This window comes from Reella acinonychis (assembly GCF_052828705.1).
This window is the reverse complement of sequence record NZ_CM128256.1, coordinates 1014088-1039701: the sequence shown is the minus strand read 5'-3', so window position 1 is coordinate 1039701 and position 25614 is coordinate 1014088. Positions and strand designations below refer to the sequence as shown.

At 38.9% G+C, this 25614-nt stretch carries 17 protein-coding genes, 4 tRNA genes, 3 rRNA genes and 1 riboswitch; of the genes, 6 read left to right on the top strand and 18 right to left on the bottom strand.

Features of this window, described 5'->3' with window-relative positions; genetic code table 11:
- The first annotated feature begins 9 nt into the window (after positions 1-9).
- Entirely contained in the window at positions 10-2067 is a 2058-nt protein-coding gene (locus ACUXZ4_RS05245; RefSeq protein ID WP_464972178.1) for an ABC transporter permease, read from the top strand.
- Positions 2068-2124: 57 nt separating this feature from the next.
- Positions 2125-3174: a ferric ABC transporter ATP-binding protein gene (fbpC, locus tag ACUXZ4_RS05240; protein ID WP_464972177.1), complete on the top strand. Its 1050-nt coding sequence runs from the start codon at positions 2125-2127 to the stop codon at positions 3172-3174.
- A 43-nt stretch (positions 3175-3217) separates the two neighbouring features.
- On the opposite strand, the gene ACUXZ4_RS05235 is transcribed toward fbpC, so the two are convergent.
- Entirely contained in the window at positions 3218-4264 is a 1047-nt protein-coding gene (locus ACUXZ4_RS05235) for an ABC transporter substrate-binding protein (protein WP_464972176.1), read from the bottom strand.
- Positions 4265-4349: 85 nt separating this feature from the next.
- Positions 4350-4445: riboswitch (TPP riboswitch) on the bottom strand.
- Positions 4446-4547: 102 nt separating this feature from the next.
- On the opposite strand from ACUXZ4_RS05235, the gene ycaO reads away from it, so the two are divergent.
- Positions 4548-6308 (top strand): 30S ribosomal protein S12 methylthiotransferase accessory factor YcaO, encoded by a 1761-nt coding sequence (gene ycaO, locus ACUXZ4_RS05230; RefSeq protein ID WP_464972175.1) that lies wholly within the window; start codon positions 4548-4550, stop codon positions 6306-6308.
- A 79-nt stretch (positions 6309-6387) separates the two neighbouring features.
- On the top strand, positions 6388-7245 hold the full coding sequence (locus ACUXZ4_RS05225) for a glycosyltransferase family 8 protein (protein ID WP_464972174.1): 858 nt from the start codon (positions 6388-6390) through the stop codon (positions 7243-7245).
- Positions 7246-7300: 55 nt separating this feature from the next.
- Here the strand turns inward: ACUXZ4_RS05225 and ACUXZ4_RS05220 are convergent, their stop codons facing one another.
- From ACUXZ4_RS05220 to ACUXZ4_RS05210, 3 genes are read right to left on the bottom strand one after another with little or no spacing between them, the layout of a single operon-like run.
- Positions 7301-7765, bottom strand: coding sequence for an outer membrane lipoprotein (locus tag ACUXZ4_RS05220; RefSeq protein WP_464972173.1), 465 nt, complete (start codon positions 7763-7765; stop codon positions 7301-7303).
- A gap of 21 nt (positions 7766-7786) precedes the next feature.
- Entirely contained in the window at positions 7787-8107 is a 321-nt protein-coding gene (locus ACUXZ4_RS05215; protein ID WP_464972172.1) for a hypothetical protein, read from the bottom strand.
- 3 nt (positions 8108-8110) lie between these two features.
- Positions 8111-8689: a VOC family protein gene (locus tag ACUXZ4_RS05210; protein WP_464972171.1), complete on the bottom strand. Its 579-nt coding sequence runs from the start codon at positions 8687-8689 to the stop codon at positions 8111-8113.
- A gap of 94 nt (positions 8690-8783) precedes the next feature.
- Between ACUXZ4_RS05210 and argS the strand changes: the two genes are divergently transcribed.
- Both argS and ACUXZ4_RS05200 read left to right on the top strand, forming a co-directional pair.
- Entirely contained in the window at positions 8784-10514 is a 1731-nt protein-coding gene (argS, locus tag ACUXZ4_RS05205) for an arginine--tRNA ligase (protein ID WP_464972170.1), read from the top strand.
- A gap of 55 nt (positions 10515-10569) precedes the next feature.
- On the top strand, positions 10570-11508 hold the full coding sequence (locus ACUXZ4_RS05200; protein ID WP_464972169.1) for a DUF3298 and DUF4163 domain-containing protein: 939 nt from the start codon (positions 10570-10572) through the stop codon (positions 11506-11508).
- Positions 11509-11550: 42 nt separating this feature from the next.
- Here ACUXZ4_RS05200 and rnd read toward each other — a convergent pair whose 3' ends face one another.
- From rnd to ACUXZ4_RS05130, 14 genes are all read right to left on the bottom strand, one after another.
- Complete coding sequence (rnd, locus tag ACUXZ4_RS05195; RefSeq protein WP_464972168.1) at positions 11551-12693, bottom strand: ribonuclease D; 1143 nt, start codon at positions 12691-12693, stop codon at positions 11551-11553.
- Positions 12694-12752: 59 nt separating this feature from the next.
- Positions 12753-14441 (bottom strand): long-chain-fatty-acid--CoA ligase FadD, encoded by a 1689-nt coding sequence (gene fadD, locus ACUXZ4_RS05190; protein WP_464972167.1) that lies wholly within the window; start codon positions 14439-14441, stop codon positions 12753-12755.
- 45 nt (positions 14442-14486) lie between these two features.
- Positions 14487-15041: a Slp family lipoprotein gene (locus tag ACUXZ4_RS05185; protein ID WP_464972166.1), complete on the bottom strand. Its 555-nt coding sequence runs from the start codon at positions 15039-15041 to the stop codon at positions 14487-14489.
- Positions 15042-15755, bottom strand: coding sequence for a tRNA (adenosine(37)-N6)-threonylcarbamoyltransferase complex dimerization subunit type 1 TsaB (gene tsaB / locus ACUXZ4_RS05180; protein ID WP_464972165.1), 714 nt, complete (start codon positions 15753-15755; stop codon positions 15042-15044).
- 9 nt (positions 15756-15764) lie between these two features.
- Entirely contained in the window at positions 15765-17714 is a 1950-nt protein-coding gene (locus ACUXZ4_RS05175; RefSeq protein ID WP_464973994.1) for an ATP-dependent DNA helicase, read from the bottom strand.
- Between the two features lie 23 nt (positions 17715-17737).
- On the bottom strand, positions 17738-18607 hold the full coding sequence (locus ACUXZ4_RS05170; RefSeq protein ID WP_464972164.1) for a VirK/YbjX family protein: 870 nt from the start codon (positions 18605-18607) through the stop codon (positions 17738-17740).
- Between the two features lie 240 nt (positions 18608-18847).
- Positions 18848-18962: ribosomal RNA gene (gene rrf / locus ACUXZ4_RS05165) — 5S ribosomal RNA — on the bottom strand.
- Positions 18963-19096: 134 nt separating this feature from the next.
- Positions 19097-21990 (bottom strand): 23S ribosomal RNA (locus ACUXZ4_RS05160).
- A 192-nt stretch (positions 21991-22182) separates the two neighbouring features.
- Positions 22183-22258 (bottom strand) — tRNA-Glu (locus ACUXZ4_RS05155).
- Positions 22259-22337: 79 nt separating this feature from the next.
- Positions 22338-23877, bottom strand: a 16S ribosomal RNA gene (locus ACUXZ4_RS05150).
- The 16S, 23S and 5S rRNA genes sit together here with 1 tRNA gene alongside, the layout of an rRNA operon.
- 549 nt (positions 23878-24426) lie before the next feature.
- A tRNA-Pro gene (locus ACUXZ4_RS05145) sits at positions 24427-24503 on the bottom strand.
- Between the two features lie 6 nt (positions 24504-24509).
- Positions 24510-24585: transfer RNA gene (locus tag ACUXZ4_RS05140), tRNA-His, on the bottom strand.
- Positions 24586-24613: 28 nt separating this feature from the next.
- Positions 24614-24690, bottom strand: a tRNA-Arg gene (locus ACUXZ4_RS05135).
- A 136-nt stretch (positions 24691-24826) separates the two neighbouring features.
- Positions 24827-25600: a chain-length determining protein gene (locus ACUXZ4_RS05130; RefSeq protein WP_464973958.1), complete on the bottom strand. Its 774-nt coding sequence runs from the start codon at positions 25598-25600 to the stop codon at positions 24827-24829.
- Positions 25601-25614 lie beyond the last annotated feature (14 nt).

Here is a 25614-nt window from a genome sequence, read left to right as displayed (position 1 = left end):
GGAGGTATTATGAAGAAGCAAATACAAATATATAATTCTAGTATTTTTTGGATTACACTAGCTATTTTAGGCTTTATATGTCTTCCATCTAATGCTTTATATTATGGCATATTAGATTCTACATCAGATGAAATTTATTCAGCTATGGGATGGAGCTCATTCAACTTAAGTTGGATATGGTTTGGTTCACTACTATTAGTTCCATTTATTTCACAGGTATTTAGCAAGAAAGGAGAAAGAATCCAAGGAATATTTGAATTTATTATCGTTTGTTCTATCTTTGCTTTTATATTTGTATCTGCCATCTTTGCTAAAATAAGTTTAGGTTATTCTATCTTTATTTTAACTGTTGCATTAGTCGCATTAGCGACTAATGCACTAGCAAAAATGAAAGTAATGCAAAGTGATAAATTCATTATTGCATCTCTAATTAGCATAATTTTATTAATCTTCTTTTTTATAGTCTATCCTACTTTTGCAATATTTATTTCTATGTTTTATAACGGTTCTGAATTTGTACCTAGCCAAGTTCTAACTATTATAAAACAACCTTATGTCCTACGAATCATAGGCAACTCACTTAGTGTAGCTGGAACCATTGGAGTATTAGCAACGACTTTCGGTCTTATTTTTGCTCTATATACGACAAGGATCGCTAAACGTACTGCATTTATTGGAAAAGTATTTTCTATTTTACCAATTGTTACTCCTCCTTTTGTTGTTGGTTTAGGGGTAACTCTTATGCTTGGACGTTCAGGATACGTTACCAGTTTTTTAGTTGAATATTTGGGATTCAGTAGTAACTGGTTATACGGTTTCACTGGCATCGTTATTGCTCATACCTTAGCATTAACACCTATGTCTTTTATGATTTTAGAAGGTGCATTGAAATCAATCCATCCATCTATTGAGGAAGCATCCTATACATTACGAGCAAATCGCTATCAAACATTTTTTAATATTATTTTTCCTCTATTAAAACCAGCTCTTGCAAACTCATTCTTAGTTGTAGCAATACAATCTCTAGCTGACTTTAGTACTCCACTAGTATTAGGTGGTAGTTTTGATGTTATCTCTTCACAAATTTATTTCTATATTGCAGGATCTCAATTAGATTATGCATCAGCAAGTACATTAGGAACGCTATTACTAGTATTTTCTCTCCTAATATTTGTAATTCAATATTTATGGATTGGTAATCGTTCTTATGTAACAGTTTCTGGTAAATCTTATCGAGGAGATGTACAAGAGCTACCAAATACTATGAAATACACTATTATTTTCTTCTTAGTATTCTGGGTTCTATTCAATACTATACTTTACGGTAGTATATTCTTTGGTAGTTTTACAATGAACTGGGGTGTTGATTACACTCTAACATTAAAAAATTACATTACCTTATTTGGGCAAGGATTCAGTGATGGAGCTTGGCCTTCACTTATTCAAACTGTCATTTTTGCAGCAAGTGCCGCACCGATTACAGCACTATTCGGTTTATTAATAGCATACATTACAGTAAGACGAGATTTTAAAGGCAAAAAAACCTTAGAATTCTTAACATTACTTTGTTTCGCAGTACCTGGCACTGTAGCGGGTGTATCTTATATTTTGGCATTTAATGACGCACCTATTTATATTACTGGTACTAGTCTAATTATTATTTTGTCAATGGTAATGAGAAATATGCCTGTAGGTATGCGAGCCGCCATTGCTGGTTTAGGACAACTTGATAAATCTTTAGATGAAGCCTCACTTTCTTTAAAAGGAAGTTCCTTCAAAACCATTTGGTTTATTGTATTACCGCTATTAAAACCGGCATTATTATCCGCATTAGTTACTAGCTTTGTACGAGCAATGACGACTGTTAGTGCGATAGTTTTCCTTGTAACTGCTGATACAAGGGTTGCAACATCATATATTTTAAATCGTGTAGAAGACGGGGAGTACGGTGTCGCAATTGCTTATGGCTCAATCCTTATTGTTGTAATGATGTCAATTATTTTGCTCTTTGACTGGTTAGTGGGCGACACAAGAATCTCTCGCTCAAAAGCGAAAAAAATGAATTAATCCATACCGCAAAGTGCGGTGTAAAAATCAAAAGTTTTAACAAAAGGCAGTAAATATATGAACAACGATTTTTTAGTATTAAAAAACATTACCAAATCATTTGGAAAATCCGTCGTTATTGATAATTTAGATTTAACCATTAAGCGTGGCACAATGGTGACCTTACTTGGTCCATCAGGTTGTGGTAAAACCACAGTATTACGTTTAGTAGCAGGCTTAGAAAGTCCAACCGAGGGACAGATTTTTATTGATGGAGAAGATGTCACCAAATCATCCATTCAAAATCGTGATATTTGTATTGTATTCCAATCCTATGCTCTCTTCCCACACATGTCGATTGGCGATAACGTAGGTTATGGCTTACGCATGCAAGGCGTTGGCATGGAAGAACGAAAACAACGAGTAAAAGAAGCCCTTGAATTAGTGGATTTAGCTGGATTTGAAGATCGCTTTGTTGACCAAATTTCTGGTGGTCAACAACAACGTGTTGCTTTAGCGCGTGCATTAGTACTCAAACCAAAAGTGCTTTTATTTGATGAGCCATTAAGTAACCTTGATGCTAATTTACGCCGCTCTATGCGTGAGAAAATCCGCGAATTGCAACAGCGTTTAGGCATTACTTCTCTTTATGTTACTCATGATCAAACAGAAGCCTTTGCTGTTTCTGATGAAGTTATTGTTATGCATAAAGGTAAAATTATGCAAAAAGCACCTGCAAAAGAGCTTTACCTTCGCCCTAACTCACTCTTCTTAGCCAACTTTATGGGCGAAAGTAGTATTTTTGATGGTCATCTTTCTCAAGATAAAGTAACAGTGAATGGTTACAGTTTCCCTCTTTCCAATTCATCACAATTCGGATTAGCCGATGGAGAATGTTTAGTGGGTATTCGTCCAGAAGCAATTAAACTGAAAAACACTGGCGAAGAAAGCCAACACTGCCACATTAAAAGTGCGGTATATATGGGAAATCACTGGGAAATTGTGGCAGAATGGGGCGGAAAAGATCTGCTTGTCAACAGCAATCCAGAAGAGTTTGATCCTAATGCACAACAGGCTTATCTGCACCTGGCAGAACATGGCGTGTTTTTACTGAAAAAAGAAGCCTAAAGATAAAAGTGCGGTGAATTACACCGCACTTTTTCTTTGTTTTTTACTTCGCCATTTTGGTTTCTTGTAGCCAATGCTCAGTTAAGCGTTTCGCTTCTTTATCAGAACCAAAACGAATAAAATCAATATCGATTAATTTCAATTCTGTCGGATTACTGGATTTTGGTGAGATTTCCGCATGAATATTGGTTGGAAGCTGATAAGAATCTGCATTTCGCCACATCATTTCTTGTGCTTCTTTATCTAACGCAAAATCAACAAATAACTTCGCATTATCTAAATTACGCGCACCTTTAAGAATACTAATTGCGCCTAAGGTATAGCCTGCACCTTCACAAGGTATAATGCCTTTTACTGGAGCGCCTTTATCTTTTTCGCGTATATAGCTGTGCATAAAGCTCACATCAACACCGACTTCACCCGTCGCCAATTTACTAGTAGCTAAACCACTTTTGCTATATTGCACCACGTTGTTATCCAATTTTTTAAAGAATTCAAAAGCTTTTTCTTCGCCCCAAAGTTGAACTAATGTGGTTAAAAATGAATAACCTGTGCCTGATACGCGCGGATCAGGATATTGAATTTGATCTTTAAAACGAGGATCCACTAAATCAGCAAAACATTTTGGCGGTTCAATCCCCAATTTTTCTAATTTTTCTGTATTGACCCCAATAGCAAGTTCCATTAAATAAATAATCGAACTATATTCACCTAGTTTTTCTGTTAAATGCTTAAATCTAGGCATAATTTCTTTTTGCTTAGGAGAACGATATTTCTCTAACAAGCCTTCACCAGCGGCTTGGAAATGAGGCTCTAAGGTGCCGCCATACCATAAATCCGCTTGTGGATTCTCTTTCTCCGCTTTAATTTTACCTAGAATGGTACCCGTACTATTACGCACGAACTGTGCATCTACGTTATATTTTTCTGCAAAACGTTGCACAATTTTTTCACAGGTCGCATTTTGCATGCTGCAATAGACGGTTAAGCGCCCTTCTGCTTGTGCTGGCTGTGAAAGCATAAATAATGATAAACCACAAAGTGCGGTCAATTTTAGACTTGTTTTGTGAATGGATGGAAAAGTTGTCATGAATTTACTCCTCGTTTAAGTGAAAAGAAAACACAGACTAACCACTAAACGAAAAGAAAGACATAATGATAGAAAAGATAACGATATTTATCTCTAATTAGTTCCCTACGTCAGCGTTAACTGTATCAGGTTCACGGGTATCATCTCAGCTGAACATTGTTCAGCACCCCGACTAAACGCCACAACTATAAAGCTTAATACACCATTTGTAAATAACTTATACGCATTCATCTGTAACATGATACAATTCGGCAAATTTTCGTATTCTCTGTAAGGTAACCCAATGACAGAACAAACCTTTATCTTAGGTAAAGATGCCGCGCTTGAAGAAAGTATCCATAAATTTCAACAAAAATTAACCGCACTTGGTTTTGATATTGAAGAAGCCTCCTGGTTAAATCCTGTTCCAAACGTATGGTCTGTCCATATTCGTGATAAAGATTGCCCGCAATGTTTTTCAAATGGTAAAGGGGCAAGTAAAAAAGCAGCATTAGCTTCCGCATTAGGCGAATATTTTGAACGTCTTTCTACTAACTATTTTTTCGCTGACTATTATTTAGGTAAAGATATTGCTGAAAGTGATTTTGTTCACTACCCTTCAGAAAAATGGTTCCCTATCGAAGATGAAGATATGTTACCAGAAGGAATTTTAGACGATTATTTACTCGGCTATTTTGATCCCGAAGGTGAATTGACACCTGATTTATTAATTGATTTACAATCTGGCAACTATGATCGAGGGATCGTTGCCTTGCCTTATATTCGCCAATCCGATCAGAAACCCGTTTACATTCCACAAAGCATTATTGCTAACCTATATGTATCGAACGGCATGTCGGCAGGCAATACCAAATATGAAGCTCGCGTTCAAGGATTATCTGAAGTATTTGAACGCTATGTAAAAAATAAAATTATTGCCGAGGCAATCAGCTTACCTGAAATTCCTGCGGATGTTATTGCACAATATCCGAGTATTCAAGCATCCATTCAAACATTAGAACAGGAAGGTTTCCCAATTTACTGCTACGATGCCTCTTTAGGCGGTAAATACCCAGTTATCGCAGTGATTTTATTTAATCCAAATAATGGCACTTGTTTTGCTTCCTTCGGTGCGCATCCAAATTTCCAAGTTGCATTTGAACGTACAGTAACGGAATTATTACAGGGTCGTAGTCTCAAAGATTTAGATGTCTTTGCTCCCCCTTCTTTCAACAACGATGATGTGGCAGAACATGCGAATTTAGAAACGCACTTTATTGATTCAAGCGGCTTAATTTCTTGGGATCTCTTTAAACAAACTTCAGATTATCCATTTGTTCATTGGAATTTTTCTGGAACAACGGAACAAGAATACAATAATTTAATGGCCATATTTAATGCGGACAACAAACAAGTTTATATTATGGATTACAACCACTTAGGCGTGTACGCTTGCCGAATTATCGTGCCTTCCATGTCAGATATTTATCCAGTTGATGATTTAATTTATGCCAACAATAACGCAGGGATGGATTGGCGAGAAATCTTGCTCGATTTACCGCACTTTCATCATGATCAAGACACTTACCAAGAGCTATTGGATGAATTAGATGAACAAGGAATTGATGATGCAACCCGAGTTCGTGAGTTTATTGGTATTGTGGCGCCCCCTAAATCAGGTTGGTCAACCTTACGTATTGGCGAACTTAAATCAATGCTTTATTTAGCCTTAGGCGAATTAGAGTTAGCATTGGAATGGGCAAATTGGACATATAATATGAATAATTCCGTATTTACGCCAGAACGTGCTAATTATTATCGTTGTTTAATTAATACAATCGAACTTTTCCTTGATGAAGAACGCCAACCTGAACAGTATTACCATGCATTTGGAAAAATGTACGGAGAAACAGCTAGAAATTCGGCTTGGGCTGCTGTATCAGAACAAGGAAATCCATTCTACGATTTATTAGCTGATGACGAGCACTTACAACAGCTACGAGCACACCAAAAACTCTTAAATGCGTATGCAAAATTACAAAAAGCAAAGCGTGAAAATGGGTGATAAATTTATTTCAAAACTAAAAAATATGCAGTATCCTAATTTTTAGAAAAAATTATCATATTAATATAAGAGTAAAACTATGCAAGCATATGAAGCCACAGACAAACAAATAGTAATCGCTTTAGCTGCTGATTTAAACTATTCTGAGCAAGTTATTACATTAATTAAATCCGTTTGCTACCATCATCAAAATGTGAAATTCTATTTGTTAAATAAAGAATTTCCTGATGAGTGGTTTCAAGTCCTGAATAAATCGTTAAATAAAATAGAATGTCAAATTATAGATGTAAAAGTCATTACAGATATATTTGATGGATTTACCGTTCTAAATAGAATTACATCTCCAACTTGTTACCGATATTTCATCTCAGATCTTCCAGAAGATAGAATTCTTTATTTAGATTGCGATATTGTTATTGACGATAATATCGACGAATTTTATAGCATGGATTTCAAAGATAATTTAGTAATGGCTACTGAGGACCCTTACACAAATTCAAGTAAAGTTTCACATTCTTATGAAGACTTCCCTGATATGAAACCCTATTTTGGAGCAGGTGTTTTATTAGTTAACAATAAGTTATGGAAAGAACAAAATATTACAGCTACACTTTGCGAATATACATTAAAGTACCCAAACTTAATTTACCTCGATCAGGATGTGCTAAATATCGTATGTAAAAATAAATGGGGAAGTATAAACAAAATTTATAATTACCAACTACATGCAAAAGTTGTTCTTAGAGCTGCCAATATGTTAGAGGAACTGGCTGAATTTGATAAATTAGCTACTCCACCTAAAATCATACATTTTACGGGTCCTTATAAACCCTGGTTAAATATAAAAGATGAAGTAACGCCCGAATTTAGAACAAAATATTGGTTCTATAATGGACTAGAATGGTCTGATATAATTCAGAAACATATATCATGTTAGATAAAAAAGACCTTTGAAACAATCAAAGGTCTTTTTAATTGAGATATTGATTAGCTTATAAAGCTGAAACATTTAATGTTGAGCCACCAACGATACGAACTCGCGTACCTGGTTTTGCCAACTTAGCATCATATTTCTGAACAACAACAATTTCTTTGCCGTCATCTTTTTTGATTACCATCTCTAATGAATCAACTTGGCTCGCTTTTTCTTCAATTTTGCTACCAACTACAGCACCAGCGATAGCGCCAACAGCAGTTGCAATTGCTTGACCAGTGCCACCACCGACAGTAGAGCCAAGAATACCACCAATAGCACCGCCGCCCACAGAACCAAGTACGCCTTGGTTATCTGCTTGAATTTTAACAGAACGAGCAGAAACAATTGTACCATAAGTAATAGAGCGAGCTTCTTTTGATTGCTGACCAGAATAAACGTCACCGCTATAAATATCTGTGTTAGCACAGCCCGCTAACCCAAAGCTAACCAAAATCGCTAATGCTAATGTGATTTTTTTCATTTTAACTAACCTTTAATGTTATTAGTGAAAAATACCCGTTCTTGATAACCAAGAGCGTGATACTGAACGAGAAACGTTGTCAGAGCCATTATCAGTTACTTTAACGCAAGCACCAACAACGATATCTGAATCGTATTTTTGAGTTACAACAACATCTTCAGTTGCTGTATCACGTTTGTCTGCTTCGCAGTTATCTTTTCTAACAGTTAATTTTAAATTTTCGCCTTCATATTGGCTAAATAATACTGTTCCATGATAAGAATTTTCATCATCTTTATGTTGACTTGAACAAGCAGATACCCCAACAGCTGCTAAAACAGCTAATGCTAACATTTTTTTCATTCTCTAAACCTCGATTATAGTCTTTATGCTATATGGGTGAACCTTGATACATACATGATTTTTACTTTTGTCAGCAAAACTAATTGCAATAGATGGATTTGGTAATTTTTCCCCATCCACCTTAGGTTCACTCAATTTGACATCTATAGTTGTTAAATTGTTCCATAAAAATTGTTTCTCAAGACGAGAAAACCAATTTGGTGTTGTTTCACCGTCTTCAAATGGTATCACAATCTCAATATGCTCCCATGATTCCAATGGATAGCACTTATTTTTAGGGAACGGTAATTCGACAATATCCACAGGCTGCCCAATAAAATTGAGTGCATTATTTAATTGAATTAAATAAATGACTCGCCCATTTACAATATTATCGCTGAGAATTATACCGTTCTTCCTCAGTAGTTCCAACCAATTTCTTGCATTATCTTCACTATTTACTCGTAAAGCTAAGTGATCTATATGAAATTTAGTTAAATCAATCCCAATAACTTGAGCGAGTTCTTGTATTTTTTGCTGAAAATCAAGGAAATCTTGGTAATTGCTTAAATCTGATTGAAATAATTGGTGCTGTTTTTGCATTTTTTATCTCGTTTATCTTTAATAAAATGGAAAATCAAAGTATCATAACCCATTATTTTTTAATAACCAAATAACCCTTCGCATAGGTAAAAACGTGAATATTCAAACTCTTTTATCCCACAAAATTCAACAAGCTATGATCGCAGCAGGCGCTGAATCTAATACTGATCCTGTTGTACGCCAATCAGGTAAACCTCAGTTTGGTGACTATCAAGCAAATGGTATTATGGGAGCAGCGAAAAAACTCGGTTTAAATCCACGAGAATTCGCACAGAAAGTCCTCGATAACTTAGATCTCAACAACATCGCTGAAAAATTAGAGATTGCAGGCCCTGGCTTTATTAATATTTTCTTGGATAAAACTTGGCTTGCTACTCAATCAGAGCAAGCACTAAGTGCGGTGAATTTAGGTATAAAAACAGAACAGCCACAAACTATCGTGATAGATTATTCTTCACCAAATGTGGCAAAAGAAATGCATGTTGGTCATTTACGTTCAACCATCATTGGCGATGCCGTTGCGCGTGCTTTAGAATTTATGGGACATAAAGTGATCCGAGCCAATCACATTGGTGACTGGGGAACTCAATTCGGTATGCTCATTGCCTATCTTGAGAAAATGGAAAATGAACATGCAACGGAAATGGAATTAAGCGACCTAGAAGCTTTCTACCGCGCAGCTAAAGAACATTACGATAATGATGAAGAGTTCGCAGAAAAAGCACGTAACTATGTTGTTAAACTACAAAGTGGCGACCAATATTGCTTAACTATGTGGAAAAAATTGGTTGATATGACAATGTCGCAAAACCAATTAAATTACAACCGCTTAAATGTCACCTTAACAGAAAAAGATGTTATGGGTGAAAGCCTTTATAATCCAATGTTGCCTGCAATTGTGGCCGATCTCAAAGCGCAAGGTTTAGCTGTAGAAGATCAAGGCGCTTTGGTCGTTTATTTGGATGAATTTAAAAATAAAGAAGGCGAACCAATGGGCGTTATCGTGCAGAAAAAAGACGGCGGTTTCCTTTATACCACAACGGATATTGCCGCTGCGAAATATCGTTACGAAACCTTAAAAGCGGATCGTGCCCTTGTATTTTCTGATACTCGCCAAAGCCAACATATGCAGCAGGCGTGGTTAATCACACGTAAAGCCGGTTATGTGCCTGACTATTTTAGCTTGGAACATCAAAACTTCGGTATGATGCTAGGGAAAGATGGTAAACCATTCAAAACCCGTTCTGGTGGCACAGTGAAATTAGCGGATTTATTGGATGAAGCAGTAGAACGTGCGACTAAATTAATTAATGAAAAATCCACCGCACTTTCTGAGCAAGAAAAACAAGCTGTGATTGAAGCCGTTGCAATTGGCTCAGTTAAATATGCTGACTTATCAAAAAATCGTACCACTGATTATGTTTTTGATTGGGATAATATGCTCAGTTTTGAAGGTAACACTGCGCCTTATATGCAATATGCCTACACCCGAATTCGTTCAATTTTTAATAAAACTGACGTAGATTTGACCGCACTTTCTCAAGCTAAGATTCAATTAACGGAAGAGAAAGAACGCAATCTCGCATTAAAATTATTGCAATTTGAAGAAGCGGTGCAAACAGTGGCAAAAGAGGGCACACCACATATTCTCTGTGCTTATCTTTATGAGCTTGCGGGTGCATTCTCTAGCTTCTACGAACATTGCCCAATTCTTAATGCAGAAGAAAGCTTGAAATTAAGCCGTTTGAAATTAGCACAATTAACCGAGCGAACCTTAAAACAAGGATTAGATTTACTCGGCATTAAAACCGTTGAAAAAATGTAATAACAGCAAGCCATCAGCATATTTATCTGATGGCTTTTATTTAAGAGGAAAAATTATGCGCACATCAATCCTTTCATTCGCCATTCTCTCTGCCTTAGTATTAACTGGATGTAATGATAAAGAAACTCAGGCTAAGTTATTACAAGCAGAACGTGAAGTCGTGCAATTAAAAGCGGACTTAGAAAAATCCCAAGCAGAGCTTCAAGCAGCCCAAGATAAACTGAATAAAATCAGCTCAGAAATTCCAACATTAAATGTTAAACCAATTACTATCTTCAGCGCTAAAGAAGAGTTTAAACGTACTCAACCTAAAGATGATGAGTATGGTTACACAGAAAGTTATATTAATTATCATGTCGAAACGGTGGAAACAGGGTACGAGTGGCTAGATAATCTTCTTTATCAGCAATTAATAGGGAAACTTGATGAAAACTTAGCGGAGTCGCCTGAAGTACTAAAAAAAATAAAAGCATTGCCAACTAACAAAGATCGTTTTAAGGCGCTAATGCAGTTCTATTACGAAGGTGACTTACAGTCTAGCAAGAATTTTGAAAGTCTTGGCAATGAATATGAATTCTTTTTGACTTATATAGGACAAAGACAAAATGTCATTAGTTTTGCTCAATATACTAGCACTTATAGTGGTGGTGCCCATGGCATGAATTGGTCAAATTACTATCATATTGATACTGAAACCAAATCTATTATTAAATTAGAAGATCTGTTTGCCACAAAAAATCACCCTGCATTAAAAAAATTCTTATGGGAAAGTTATAAAGATTATCAATATAGATTAGATAATAAGATAAAAGAAAACGAATTTTATACGCCTGAAAGTGAATTATACATTTCCCCTGATTTCTATTTTGATGCCGAAGGAATTAATTTTGTTTATCCACCATACGCAATAGGACCGTACGCAGAAGGTGAAATTATCTTGAAAGTATATTGGGGACAAGTGAAAGATATTATTAATCCTAAATACCGTTGGTAAAACGTTGATAAACAAGACCGCACTTTAAAGTGCGGTTTATTTTTAACAAGATTCGAGTAGTTTAACAAGCGATTGTCCAAATGGAGCGCGCCAATCACGCATTAAATCAGGTAATGAATCGGGATCTTTCTGTTTAACCCAAACCCATTTCATCAAACTTTCTAATCCTCTCTTACTTGCAATCACCTCTGTTGCTAAGCCCGCTGGAGTGATTTCTTTTAATTTCTGTTGCAATAATTTCAAGGATTTTTTATAACGAGGATCATCAGATAATTTTTGGATCAAAGGTGGATATTCAGCAGAATCCACTCGTTTGGCTTGCTCAATAATATGCAATAATTTTTTACCATGAATTCGTACTTCTTGCGGATCTAATCCCCAATTTAATAATTCTGAAGTATGCTTTGGCGCGTATTTTGCCACAGTATACAAATGTTCGGCTCTGACCACAAAATTCAACGCCAAATCTCGTTTAATGGCTTCTTCTTGTCGCCATTGTGCAAGTAATTTTAATCGCATTAATTCTTCTTGTTGCAGCTTCGCCACATTGGAAATGGTCAGATAAGCTTTTTCAGGCAATTTAACTTTGCGTTGTTTTTCCAATAACAATTCACTATCAAATTGCACCGCACTTTGCCAAGGTGTTTTATCCAATTCTTCCTTCATTTTTTGATACAAAGGCAGCAAATACCACACATCTGCTGCGGCATATTCTAATTGCTTAGCAGATAAAGGGCGAGCTAACCAATTAGTGCGAGAAGCACCTTTATCCATTTCAATTTGAAAATAATGCTGAATTAACGTAGCTAATCCCATTGAAGTTGGAAAAGCAAGGAAACTCGCCATCACCTGCGTATCCGTTAACGGTTCAGGGAATTGGTTAAAATAATGCTGAAATACCTCAAGATCTTCATAGCAAGCATGCAAGACTTTATGAACTTGCTGATCTGCTAACAAATCAACAAAGGGCGAAAAATCGTTGATCTCAGTTGGGTCAATTAAACTAACTTGTTCACCGTCATAGAGTTGAATAAGCCCTAGCTTTGGATAATAGCTACGAATTCGGACAAATTCGGTATCTAAGGCAATGACTTTCTTTTGTTGCGCGCGTTGACAAATTTCTGCGAGTTGCTCATCTGTTGTGATGAGATTAAAGTGCAGTGGATTTTTTACTTCTTTTATCATATTTACTGATTAAACAATAATGCACGTTAAAAACGTGCATTATTTCTTTTATTTTCCAATTAGCTTTGAGAACGTTTCGCTAACTCTTCATCTCTTAATACACGACGTAAGATTTTCCCGATATTACTTTTTGGTAATTCATCACGAAACTCAATGTCTTTAGGTACTTTATAGCCAGTGAGATATTGACGGCAATGTTGACGTAATTCATCTCGGGTTAGACTATCATCTTTCTTCACGACAAAAATTTTGATACTTTCTCCCGATGCCTCGCTTGGCACACCAATCGCAACAACTTCTGCTACTTTGTAATTGAGCATGACCACATCCTCAATTTCGTTTGGATAAACATTGAATCCAGAAACCAAAATCATGTCTTTTTTACGGTCAACAATGCGTAAAATACCGGTTTCGTTCATCACAACAATGTCACCTGTTGCTAACCAACCCTCTTTCAAAATCTCAGCCGTTGCTTCTGGACGTTGCCAATAACCTTGCATGACTTGTTCGCCTTTAACCCAAAGCTCTCCTGCTTCGCCTAAAGCTGCTTCTGAACCATCTTCTTTGATAATTTTTACATCAGTATTCGGTACTGGCACCCCAATGCTACCATCATGGGTTAGACAATCAACCGTTGAAGCAGCCACTAATGGCGAACATTCCGTCAAACCATAGCCTTCGATAATATTGCAGCCGGTTAATTCATGCCAACGTGTTGCGACAGCTTGTTGTATCGGCATGCCTCCGCCAACACTTAATTTTAAATGGGAGAAATCAACCTCTTTAAAATTCTCATTATTTAATAAAGCATTAAATAAGGTATTCACACCGGTGATCGCGACAAATTGATGTTTTTTCAGCTCTTTAATGAATCCATCAATATCGCGAGGATTGGTAATTAATACTGCGGTAATGCCTAATTCAATAAAGAGTAAGCAGTTAGCACAGAGCGCAAAAATGTGGTAAAGCGGCAATGGTAAAACTGCTTTGCGTTGACGATTATTATTACCAACAAAAGGTTGGGCAATCCAACGCGCTTGCATCACATTTGCGACCATATTGCCATGAGAAAGCATCGCCCCTTTCGCCACGCCTGTTGTACCACCGGTATATTGCAAAAAGGCTAATGCACTAGAATCTAGCTCAGGACGTACGTATTGACGCATTTTACCGACACTCAATACTTCACGAAATGTCACTGCATGAGGCAATTTATATTTTGGCACTAGCTTTTTCACATATTTCACGACGAAATTCACTAATGTTCGCTTACCAAAAGAAAGCTGATCGCCCATACGGGTTAAAATCACATGTTTGACTTCAGTATTAAATACAATTTTTTCTAGCGTAGAAGCAAAATTTGAAACAACAACAATGGCTTTGGCTTTACTATCTTGTAATTGATGCTCTAATTCACGAGGCGTATAAAGCGGATTCACATTCACAACAACTAACCCAGCTCTCAGTACACCGAATAAAGCAATTGGATATTGCAATAAATTAGGCATCATCAACGCCACTGGATCGCCTTGTTTTAACTTTAATTCATTTTGCAAATAAGCCGCAAAAGCACGACTGCGTTCTTCAAGTTTACGAAAAGTGAGAACTTGCCCCATATTGATATAAGCAGGACGATCGGGGTGAGTACGCACCGCATTTTCAAACATATCCAACAAATTCGCATATTTTGAAGTATCTATTTCTTTCTCAACCCCTTTTGGGTAATTTTGAAACCAGAGTTTTTCCATATTCTTTCCTACTTATCACTAAAATTTTGCTGCGTAAATATATCATTAATAAAGTACATAACGCAATTTTGGTTCCATATGCCAAAAACCGCCAATACGCCAGCCTGGGAAACCAAAACGATCCTCGTACCAATCTTCCCAATCATCGCGATCATAATAATATTCTTGCACTAATCGCCACTGTTTAAATGCTGTAGCATTAATAACAGGATATACATAATCCGCTAAATCAATTTTTCCTTTTTCTTGAGATGCTAATACACCTTTTATCGTAACATATTGATTTTTCACTTGTTCAGGATCAATAAAACCTTCCACATAAGCAATAAAGCGCCCGTCACTTTGGCTATCCAATATAGGTTTTGCCGATAGCGAGCTCACTGACAGACTGAGAATTTCTAATTTTGTCTGTTTTTTCAATGCCGTTGCTGACAGCACTTTGCCACCTAATCGCACTTGTTTGCAATGGCATGAATAATCATCTGCTTTTATTTGGCTTAAACGAGTAATGGTGAATTCATCTTTTTCTAAACCGGCAGGCGGATTAACACAGCTAGCCAGTAAAAGTGCGGTGAAAATCGCACAAATTTTTCGGATCATTTATTCTCTCCCAGGAAGTTTCTTCCAAGCGACATCATTGCGTAAATAAACAGGCTCAATTTCCGTTGCATTGATAATTTGCTTCTGATACCACATTGGCAAAGCAAGAGCAATCATGTATTTCGCTGAAGGTAATAAAATATCAGTTTGCTGTCCTACTGGTTGTTGCTCAAAATAAGCTTTCCAACCTGTTCCCACTGTATGCCAGTCATCATTTACATCCTTAAGTTGTTCAAGCATCAATTGTGGAGAACAAACCTGTTCATTTATAATTTCTTGCCATTGTAAAAACGTTTGATTTTCTAACCGCACTTTTTCAAGTTTTAATTGCGAAAAATAGACTTCATTCATGCGAGCATCAATAGCGGCAATCACATTTTCCGCTTGATGTAATTCATAAGCTGCTTGTGCCATTGCTGTTAAATTCGATACTGCAATAACGGGTAAGTCAGCACCAAAAGCCAGTCCCTGTGCGACACCTGCTCCCACTCGAACGCCAGTAAAACTGCCGGGACCTCGTCCAAAAACTAAAGCATCAACTTGTTTTAATGCAATGCCTGATTGTTGCAAAATGTGTTCAATCATCGGCAAAATACGTTTGGTATGGGTGCGTTCAGCAAGCTCATCTAAATGGGTTAATTCACCTTTATGTAATAGCGCGACTGAGCAAGCTTCCGTTGAAGTATCTAAGGCAAGCAATGTGACATTATTCATAGTATTCCTTTATTTTTGTTTCTTTGACATATGAGGTGGCGATAAGTTTTTAAGAAAGCTGATTACTTTATTCAGATCTCTTGTACGCGTAGCTTTTGGCAAACTTTTTAAGAAAGTTTTACCATAAGGGCGCGTAACCAAACGACTATCACAAATAATCACAGCTCCTCGATCAGTGACATCTCGAATTAATCGCCCGACGCCTTGTTTTAAAGCAATGACGGCTTCTGGAATTTGAATATCATTAAAGGGCTCACCGCCTTGTAAACGACAATCTTCTATACGCGCTTTTAATAAAGGATCTTCTGGCGAAGTGAAGGGAAGTTTATCAATAATCACTAAAGATAAGGCATCGCCTCGCACATCAATGCCTTCCCAAAAGCTTGACGTTGCCACTAATACCGACTTTTCTTGCTGAATAAATTGTTGTAATAGCTTTGTTTTGGGACTTTCGCCTTGTAATAAAACCGAAAAATCACTTTTTTCCCTTAAATATTCTGCCAAACCTCGCATCATAAGATAAGAAGTACAAAGTAAAAAACAGCGTCCATTATTGGCTTTAATCACAGGCAAGAGCATTTCTGCCAACTGGATTAAAGTATGTTGTTGATTTGAATAAGGCAAATAGCGAGGCACACAAAGTAACGCTTGCTCCGCATAATTAAATGGGCTTTCCAACACCTTTTGAGCGGCATTTTCAATGCCTAATCGTTGACAAAAATGTTGAAAAGAACCGCCAACTTCTAAGGTTGCCGAAGTAAAAATCCAGCTTTTTTTGTCTGATTGGATTTGCTCACCAAATTTATCCGCAACAGTTAAAGGAGTGATATTCAAAGAAAATTGGCGGTTAAAGGTTTCATACCAATAACAATAACCCGTAATATTAATTTCAGTTAAACGCTGTAATTGTGCCTTCACTAAGGTTAAACGTTCATAAATATTGTCTAATGTTTGCGAACGGCCTAAAGCAAGTTTAACCACATCAATGGTGAAGTCTAATTTTTCTTGCAAAAAAACAAAGCCTTTTTGCACCGCACTTTGCTGGTATAATTCACGCCAATTGCCTTTCTGCTGCCCTTCACCTAACAACAAACGAAAATCCTGTACCACTTTAAGTAAATGATCAGAAGCCACCTCTAATTGCTTCATATCTTTTACTTCCATTCGATAAGCAATTTGCATATCTTTGCACAAATCAAACAATTGCTTGGAAGAGAAGGTTTGACCAAAATATTGGCTGGCAATATCGGGGAGTTGATGGGCCTCATCAAAAATAATGACTTCCGCGTTAGGTATTAATTCACCAAATCCATTTTCTTTTACCGCCATATCAGCACAGAATAGGTGATGATTAACCACAACAAGATCTGCTGCCAATGCTTTTTTACGGGCCAAAGCAACATAGCAATCTGCGTAATGTGGGCAATCCGATCCCAAACAGCTATCTGCAGTGCTCACTAATTGAGGTAATATAGGGCTGTCTTCAGCTAAATCTTCACATTCAGATAAATCGCCCGTTTCCGTATAAGTATGCCATTTTTGTAACTTAGAGAAATCTGATAGGATTGATTTATCACCTAACAATCCAGTATATTTAACCTGTTCAAGACGCTCTAAACATAAATAATTTGCCCTGCCTTTCAACAATGCAATTTTTCCCGAATAATTTAATGCTTTTTTTATTTCAGGTAAGTCTCGCTTAAACAATTGATCTTGTAAATTTTTAGAGCCAGTAGAAATAATTGTTTTTTTATTTGTGAGCAAGGTAGGCGCTAAATAGGCAAAGGTTTTTCCGGTACCCGTTCCCGCCTCAATAACAAGTGCGGTATTATTTTTAATAGATTTTTCAACCACCATTGCCATCTCAATTTGCTCCGTACGAGGACGAAAACCTTTGATATATTGGCTTAGAGTGCCTTTTTCAGAAAAGACCTCTGCTATTTTTAATTGATTGGACATCATATCTTTTTGATTATACTCGACTAAAGAACCTGATGGATTTGTTCTTGCATTTGGTCGAACATATTGTAGCGTTTACGATACATAGATCGTTTTTTACTAGCGATTTCTTCAAGTGGTTTCTGTTCTATATGGCAAGGAATTTGCCAATATGCGTCATTTAACGCCGCACCATTTTCTTGCCAAAATTCATCGTAGTTAAACAACAATTTTGTTGAATCATTCCAACGGTATTTTGCTTGATATTTATGAGGGATACCTAATAGTTCACAATGCCACTTCTGTGCCAACAATTTAAAGCCATTAATCAGCATAAACATAGGACGAACCCCATGTAAATTCTTAGTCGCGTTACGCACTAAGTCCTGAGCATTTTCCCCTTTAGGCCCCTGTATTGAGGCAATTAGTAATTGATTTGGATTCAGAAAAGTAAAAGAGGCATCATAAATACTTTGTCTTGTTCTTTTATCTTGAATATTTAATGAAAAAAAGCCTTCAAATGGATCGATATTATTAATATTCAAATTTAAACTAAGCTCTTCTGTGAGATCCGCTAAAATAATGGACTGCTTTTCAAGTAACAAATTTAATAGTTCTTTGCCTAATTTTTCTTCTATAACATTCAGATTAGCAATAATTAAATCCAAACGTTGTTTAGCATTACAACGCTTATCGCAGTAACTTGATAGCAAAACATTGGCTCTATATAAGTTTTGATTAAATAATGTTACACGAAAAGGGTCTTGATTAATGAATGATGTTAAGCGTTGACATTCTTTCTTAAAAAAAGAACAAGCAAGCTGATAGCGAATATATTCTCGAAAACGTTTTAATTTTCGTTTTTCATTGGGAAATAATTGTTGAAAAGTCGGGAAAGAAAAAAATGAAGACATAAATAAAGTTAAAATCGCTAAAATTAATCAATGATTTTAATCAAAAAGACTTGCGCTTTCAATATATAAAAAATGTAGACAACCATAAAAAATAAAAGAGAAGAAGAATAGTGTGTGACAAATAAAACTTCACATTTTCCCACCGCACTTTTTTCTGTTTTTTGTTTCTGCTTTCTCTTTTTTCAAAAAACAAAAATCCCAGCCATCTCTGACTGGGATTCTCTTTCTCTCTTATTCAAAACCTGGCGGTGTCCTACTCTCACATGGGGAAGCCCCACACTACCATCGGCGTTACAGCGTTTCACTTCTAAGTTCGGCATGGATTAGGTGGGTCCACTGCACTATCGCCGCCAAGATTATTCCTTCGATGTCTTTATCTATCTATTTATCGTTCTTTTCTATCACTCTTTATCAAAAACCAAAAACAAGCCTCAAACTTTCAATCTCTTCTCTCTCGTCTAAGTCCAACCCAAAAACAATTCAGGTTGTATAGTTAAGCCTCTCGGGCAATTAGTATGGGTTAGCTCAACGTCTCGCAACGCTTACACATCCCACCTATCTACGTCGTAGTCTACAACAACCCTTACCAACTTAAAGTCGGGGATGACTCATCTTGAGGCAAGTTTCGTGCTTAGATGCTTTCAGCACTTATCTCTTCCGCATTTAGCTACCCAGCAATGCCTCTGGCGAGACAACTGGAACACCAGTGATGCGTCCACTCCGGTCCTCTCGTACTAGGAGCAGCCCCTCTCAATCATCCAACGCCCACGGCAGATAGGGACCGAACTGTCTCACGACGTTCTAAACCCAGCTCGCGTACCACTTTAAATGGCGAACAGCCATACCCTTGGGACCTACTTCAGCCCCAGGATGTGATGAGCCGACATCGAGGTGCCAAACACCGCCGTCGATATGAACTCTTGGGCGGTATCAGCCTGTTATCCCCGGAGTACCTTTTATCCGTTGAGCGATGGCCCTTCCATTCAGAACCACCGGATCACTATGACCTGCTTTCGCACCTGCTCGACTTGTCTGTCTCGCAGTTAAGCTTGCTTATACCATTGCACTAACCTGACGATGTCCGACCGTCATTAGCAAACCTTCGTGCTCCTCCGTTACTCTTTGGGAGGAGACCGCCCCAGTCAAACTACCCACCAGACACTGTCCGAGAACGCGTTCCACGTCCTTCGTTAGAACATCAAACGTTAAAGGGTGGTATTTCAAGGACGCCTCCACAATCACTGGCGTGACTGCTTCTTAGGCTCCCACCTATCCTACACATCAAAATTCAATGTTCAGTGTCAAGCTATAGTAAAGGTTCACGGGGTCTTTCCGTCTAGCCGCGGGTACACCGCATCTTCACGGCGATTTCAATTTCACTGAGTCTCGGGTGGAGACAGCCTGGCCATCATTATGCCATTCGTGCAGGTCGGAACTTACCCGACAAGGAATTTCGCTACCTTAGGACCGTTATAGTTACGGCCGCCGTTTACTGGGGCTTCGATCAGGAGCTTCTCTTTCGATAACACCATCAATTAACCTTCCAGCACCGGGCAGGCATCACACCCTATACGTCCACTTTCGTGTTTGCAGAGTGCTGTGTTTTTAATAAACAGTTGCAGCCAGCTGGTATCTTCGACCGGTTCACCCTTCGTCCGCAAGGGACTACAAGCTACGCCGGCGCACCTTCTCCCGAAGTTACGGTGCTATTTTGCCTAGTTCCTTCACCCGAGTTCTCTCAAGCGCCTGAGTATTCTCTACCTGACCACCTGTGTCGGTTTTCAGTACGGTTTAGATAAACCTGAAGCTTAGTGGCTTTTCCTGGAAGCGTGGTATCAGTTACTTCAGTGCCGTAGCACCTCGTCATCAGTTCTCGGTGTTAAGAGAGTCCGGATTTGCCTAAACTCTCCACCTACCGCCTTAAACAGACATCCAACAGTCTGCTAACCTAACCTTCTCCGTCCCCACATCGCAGTTTATCCAAGTACGGGAATATTAACCCGTTTCCCATCGACTACGCTTTTCAGCCTCGCCTTAGGGGCCGACTCACCCTGCCCCGATTAACGTTGGACAGGAACCCTTGGTCTTCCGGCGAACGAGTTTTTCACTCGTTTTGTCGTTACTTATGTCAGCATTCGCACTTGTGATACGTCCAGCAAACCTCTCGATTCACCTTCTTCCGCTTACACAACGCTCCCCTACCCAACAATGTTTCCATTGATGCCGCAGCTTCGGTGACTAATTTAGCCCCGTTACATCTTCCGCGCAGGCCGACTCGACTAGTGAGCTATTACGCTTTCTTTAAATGATGGCTGCTTCTAAGCCAACATCCTAGCTGTCTAAGCCTTCCCACTTCGTTTCCCACTTAACTAGTACTTTGGGACCTTAGCTGGCGGTCTGGGTTGTTTCCCTCTCCACGATGAACGTTAGCACCCACCGTGTGTCTCCTATGCATTACTCTTCGGTATTCGCAGTTTGCATCGGGTTGGTAATCCGGGATGGACCCCTAGCCGAAACAGTGCTCTACCCCCGAAGGTATTCACATAAGGCTCTACCTAAATAGATTTCGGGGAGAACCAGCTATCTCCCGGTTTGATTGGCCTTTCACCCCCAGCCACAAGTCATCCGCTAATTTTTCAACATTAGTCGGTTCGGTCCTCCAATTAGTGTTACCCAATCTTCAACCTGCCCATGGCTAGATCACCGGGTTTCGGGTCTATACCTTGCAACTAATCGCCCAGTTAAGACTCGGTTTCCCTTCGGCTCCCTTATTCAGTTAACCTCGCTACAAAATATAAGTCGCTGACCCATTATACAAAAGGTACGCAGTCACCCATAAGGGCTCCCACTGCTTGTACGTACAAGGTTTCAGGTTCTATTTCACTCCCCTCACCGGGGTTCTTTTCGCCTTTCCTTCACAGTACTGGTTCACTATCGGTCAATCAGGAGTATTTAGCCTTGGAGGATGGTCCCCCCATCTTCAAACAGGATATCACGTGTCCCGCCCTACTTATCGTAAGCTTAGTACTTCAACCATGACTTCGAGTACGGGATTATCACCCTCTGTGATTGTGCTTCCCAGCACATTCCTCTGTCATCGCTGATATCACTTACTGGCTCTTCCACTTTCGCTCGCCGCTACTCACAGAATCTCGGTTGATTTCTTTTCCTCGGGGTACTTAGATGTTTCAGTTCTCCCGGTTTGCCTCATTAACCTATGGATTCAGTTAATGATAGTAGATTCTTCATCTACTGGGTTTCCCCATTCGGATATCTCGGATTAAACGCCTCTTATCGACTCATCCAAGCTTTTCGCAGATTAGCACGTCCTTCTTCGCCTCTGATTGCCAAGGCATCCACCTTGTACGCTTAGTCACTTAACTATACAACCTCAATTATTCTTGAGACGTCTCATCACTAAACACTTAGCTGCCTTTCTCAGCTAAGATTTTTTCTCTACTCAGACTTTCTTTCGAAAATCTCTCAGTTTTTCAGCTTGTTTCCTGGTTTTTAAAGAACAATAAGATGACCTGAATGCTTATTTTTATAAGCACTTCAATAAAAACATCTTTAAATGGCGTCCCCACGGGGATTCGAACCCCGGTTACCGCCGTGAAAGGGCGATGTCCTAGGCCTCTAGACGATGGGGACAGCATATAAAGATGTTCTTCTGTCTCTTCTATTTCATATCAAACAATCTGTGTGAGCACTTATTAAGCTTGTCTTTGTGTAAGGAGGTGATCCAACCGCAGGTTCCCCTACGGTTACCTTGTTACGACTTCACCCCAGTCATGAATCATACCGTGGTAAACGCCCCCCCGAAGGTTAAGCTATCTACTTCTGGTACAACCCACTCCCATGGTGTGACGGGCGGTGTGTACAAGGCCCGGGAACGTATTCACCGCAACATTCTGATTTGCGATTACTAGCGATTCCGACTTCATGGAGTCGAGTTGCAGACTCCAATCCGGACTACGATGCACTTTCTGAGATTCGCTCCAGGTCGCCCTTTCGCCGCCCTCTGTATGCACCATTGTAGCACGTGTGTAGCCCTACTCGTAAGGGCCATGATGACTTGACGTCATCCCCACCTTCCTCCAGTTTATCACTGGCAGTCTCCTTTGAGTTCCCGACCGAATCGCTGGCAACAAAGGATAAGGGTTGCGCTCGTTGCGGGACTTAACCCAACATTTCACAACACGAGCTGACGACAGCCATGCAGCACCTGTCTCAGAGCTCCCGAAGGCACACTCGCATCTCTGCAAGCTTCTCTGGATGTCAAGAGTAGGTAAGGTTCTTCGCGTTGCATCGAATTAAACCACATGCTCCACCGCTTGTGCGGGCCCCCGTCAATTCATTTGAGTTTTAACCTTGCGGCCGTACTCCCCAGGCGGTCGATTTATCACGTTAGCTTCGGGCACCAAACTTAAAGTCCAATCCCCAAATCGACAGCGTTTACAGCGTGGACTACCAGGGTATCTAATCCTGTTTGCTCCCCACGCTTTCGCACATGAGCGTCAGTACATTCCCAAGGGGCTGCCTTCGCCTTCGGTATTCCTCCACATCTCTACGCATTTCACCGCTACACGTGGAATTCTACCCCTCCCTAAAGTACTCTAGCGACCCAGTCTGAAATGCAATTCCTAGGTTAAGCCCAGGGATTTCACATCTCACTTAAATCACCGCCTGCGTGCCCTTTACGCCCAGTTATTCCGATTAACGCTCGCACCCTCCGTATTACCGCGGCTGCTGGCACGGAGTTAGCCGGTGCTTCTTCTGTGGCTAACGTCAATTGCTTGTTCTATTAAAACAAACACCTTCCTCACCACCGAAAGAACTTTACAACCCGAAGGCCTTCTTCATTCACGCGGCATGGCTGCGTCAGGGTTCCCCCCATTGCGCAATATTCCCCACTGCTGCCTCCCGTAGGAGTCTGGGCCGTGTCTCAGTCCCAGTGTGGCTGGTCATCCTCTCAGACCAGCTAGAGATCGCGGGCTTGGTAAGCCGTTACCTTACCAACTACCTAATCCCACTTGGGCTCATCTTATGGCAACTGGACCGAAGTTCCCAGTCTTTAGTCTTTAGACATTACGCGGTATTAGCTACAGTTTCCCGTAGTTATCCCCCTCCATAAGCCAGATTCCCAAGCATTACTCACCCGTCCGCCACTCGTCAGCAAGAAAGCAAGCTTTCTCCTGTTACCGTCCGACTTGCATGTGTTAAGCCTGCCGCCAGCGTTCAATCTGAGCCATGATCAAACTCTTCAATTTAAAAAGTTTAATCGCTCAATAAACTGCTTAGCTTAGTTTACATTCGTTTCAACATAATATTTATCACATCAAAACTATAATGAATTTCTAGTTTAAGCACTTATTCAGTCTTTATTTAATTTTCTAAACAAATCTTCAACAAGTGCCCACACAGATTGTCTGATATCTTTTTAAAGAACAATTGCATTCAGCAAGGTTTGAAATAATATCTTTTTCAGATTTTCTCGTCAAGAAAAAATTAAGCTTTTTTTTCACTTAATTTTTCAACATTGCTTACCTTGCGTTGCGGAGGTGCATTATAGGAATATTTTTGTTCCTTGCAAGTGTTTTTTATTATTTTTTTAGGTTTCACTTACCGAATGATGGTTTTTTAATCTTAACGATGGAAATCACATCAAAACGAGGTGTATTTTTAACTTTTTAAGATGTAGTCTGAAATTTTACCTAAGGCAAAAAATGAGTAAATTTATACCGCGCTTTTTTTATGTTATAAAATCAGATGAAATGATTGATTTAGATTTTTGATTAGCTTGAAGAAATGAAAGAAAGTGGTCGGCGAGATAGGATTTGAACCTACGACCCACTGGTCCCAAACCAGTTGCGCTACCAAGCTGCGCTACTCGCCGATAAGATGGGGTGGCTAATGGGACTTGAACCCACGACAACCGGAATCACAATCCGGGGCTCTACCAACTGAGCTATAGCCACCATTGAATTGGCTGTTTGCATTGTCTCCTGGCGCGCTCGACAAGATTCGAACTTGCGACCTTTGGCTCCGGAGGCCAACGCTCTATCCAACTGAGCTACGAGCGCACATTGCGTCGTTGCGGGGCGTATATTAATGATTTCTCGAAATCTTGTCTAGTACTTTTTTTACTTTTTTTAACTTTGCGCACTCATTAGCTGCTAATTTGTTCGATTTGTTTAGAATTTATCTTCTCAATGCATATTACTTCTTTTTACGAAGAAAAATAAATAGCAATCCAAATAATAAACCAATACCAGCGCCAGCTGCTATCCACAAAATGCCATCAAATACCGGCTGGATGGGTTGAGTTGGCGATTTAATATAATAATAAGCAACTAACTTATCATCTAAAGGTGAAACAGACTTCATCATATTTAATTTTGCTGACCAGTTCTCTGCATCTTGAGAGGAATTATTCTGGTTTGCTTTTACAGCTAAATTAATCTGATTAAATAAATTCTTCCATTTAATAATTAATTCATTATAAAGTACAGATTTTGCAGTCGAACTAGTATAGTCAACAAAATTTGCGAGTACTTCCACTGCTTGCTTAGGATTATCTAAAGTAATCTGAATACTATCTGGAATATGTTGGCCTTCATCACCTGCGATAAATTTTGTATTTTCAATTAATTCCTGTAATAAAGCCGCATCTCTTTCTGGCATATTCGTTTGACGTTGTTTATAAAATTCCTGATTTTGCCAGAAAGTTTGGAGATGGTCGTAGGATTGCGCTTGTTTTTTGAAGGCTGAATACACCAAAAGTGCGGTGTCTTTTTCTGTTGTTTTATCTTCTGTTAACGTTTGATACATAGAAGAAAGCGAATAATATGTACCTAATTGCTCAACTCTTGGTTTTTCAAGTTGCACTTCTGCTTGCCACTGCTCTTTTTTCAGCGAATTTACGCCATAACCAATGCCTGCACCAATAGCCGATAATAATAAAATCGTTAAAATATTCTTCAAAAACGTCATATTAATTTTTCCTT

Excerpts from the sequence above, each read along its gene's own strand:
- ACUXZ4_RS05220 (WP_464972173.1), bottom strand. The coding sequence starts at position 7,765 with ATGAAAAAAATCACATTAGCATTAGCGATTTTGGTTAGCTTTGGGTTA.
- ACUXZ4_RS05200 (WP_464972169.1), top strand. The coding sequence starts at position 10,570 with ATGCGCACATCAATCCTTTCATTCGCCATTCTCTCTGCCTTAGTATTA.
- ACUXZ4_RS05185 (WP_464972166.1), bottom strand. The coding sequence starts at position 15,041 with ATGATCCGAAAAATTTGTGCGATTTTCACCGCACTTTTACTGGCTAGC.
- ACUXZ4_RS05235 (WP_464972176.1), bottom strand. The coding sequence starts at position 4,264 with ATGACAACTTTTCCATCCATTCACAAAACAAGTCTAAAATTGACCGCA.
- ACUXZ4_RS05130 (WP_464973958.1), bottom strand. The coding sequence starts at position 25,600 with ATGACGTTTTTGAAGAATATTTTAACGATTTTATTATTATCGGCTATT.
- rnd (WP_464972168.1), bottom strand. The coding sequence starts at position 12,693 with ATGATAAAAGAAGTAAAAAATCCACTGCACTTTAATCTCATCACAACA.
- ACUXZ4_RS05215 (WP_464972172.1), bottom strand. The coding sequence starts at position 8,107 with ATGAAAAAAATGTTAGCATTAGCTGTTTTAGCAGCTGTTGGGGTATCT.
- tsaB (WP_464972165.1), bottom strand. The coding sequence starts at position 15,755 with ATGAATAATGTCACATTGCTTGCCTTAGATACTTCAACGGAAGCTTGC.
- ACUXZ4_RS05245 (WP_464972178.1), top strand. The coding sequence starts at position 10 with ATGAAGAAGCAAATACAAATATATAATTCTAGTATTTTTTGGATTACA.
- fadD (WP_464972167.1), bottom strand. The coding sequence starts at position 14,441 with ATGGAAAAACTCTGGTTTCAAAATTACCCAAAAGGGGTTGAGAAAGAA.
- fbpC (WP_464972177.1), top strand. The coding sequence starts at position 2,125 with ATGAACAACGATTTTTTAGTATTAAAAAACATTACCAAATCATTTGGA.
- ACUXZ4_RS05175 (WP_464973994.1), bottom strand. The coding sequence starts at position 17,714 with ATGTCCAATCAATTAAAAATAGCAGAGGTCTTTTCTGAAAAAGGCACT.
- ycaO (WP_464972175.1), top strand. The coding sequence starts at position 4,548 with ATGACAGAACAAACCTTTATCTTAGGTAAAGATGCCGCGCTTGAAGAA.
- ACUXZ4_RS05225 (WP_464972174.1), top strand. The coding sequence starts at position 6,388 with ATGCAAGCATATGAAGCCACAGACAAACAAATAGTAATCGCTTTAGCT.
- ACUXZ4_RS05210 (WP_464972171.1), bottom strand. The coding sequence starts at position 8,689 with ATGCAAAAACAGCACCAATTATTTCAATCAGATTTAAGCAATTACCAA.
- ACUXZ4_RS05170 (WP_464972164.1), bottom strand. The coding sequence starts at position 18,607 with ATGTCTTCATTTTTTTCTTTCCCGACTTTTCAACAATTATTTCCCAAT.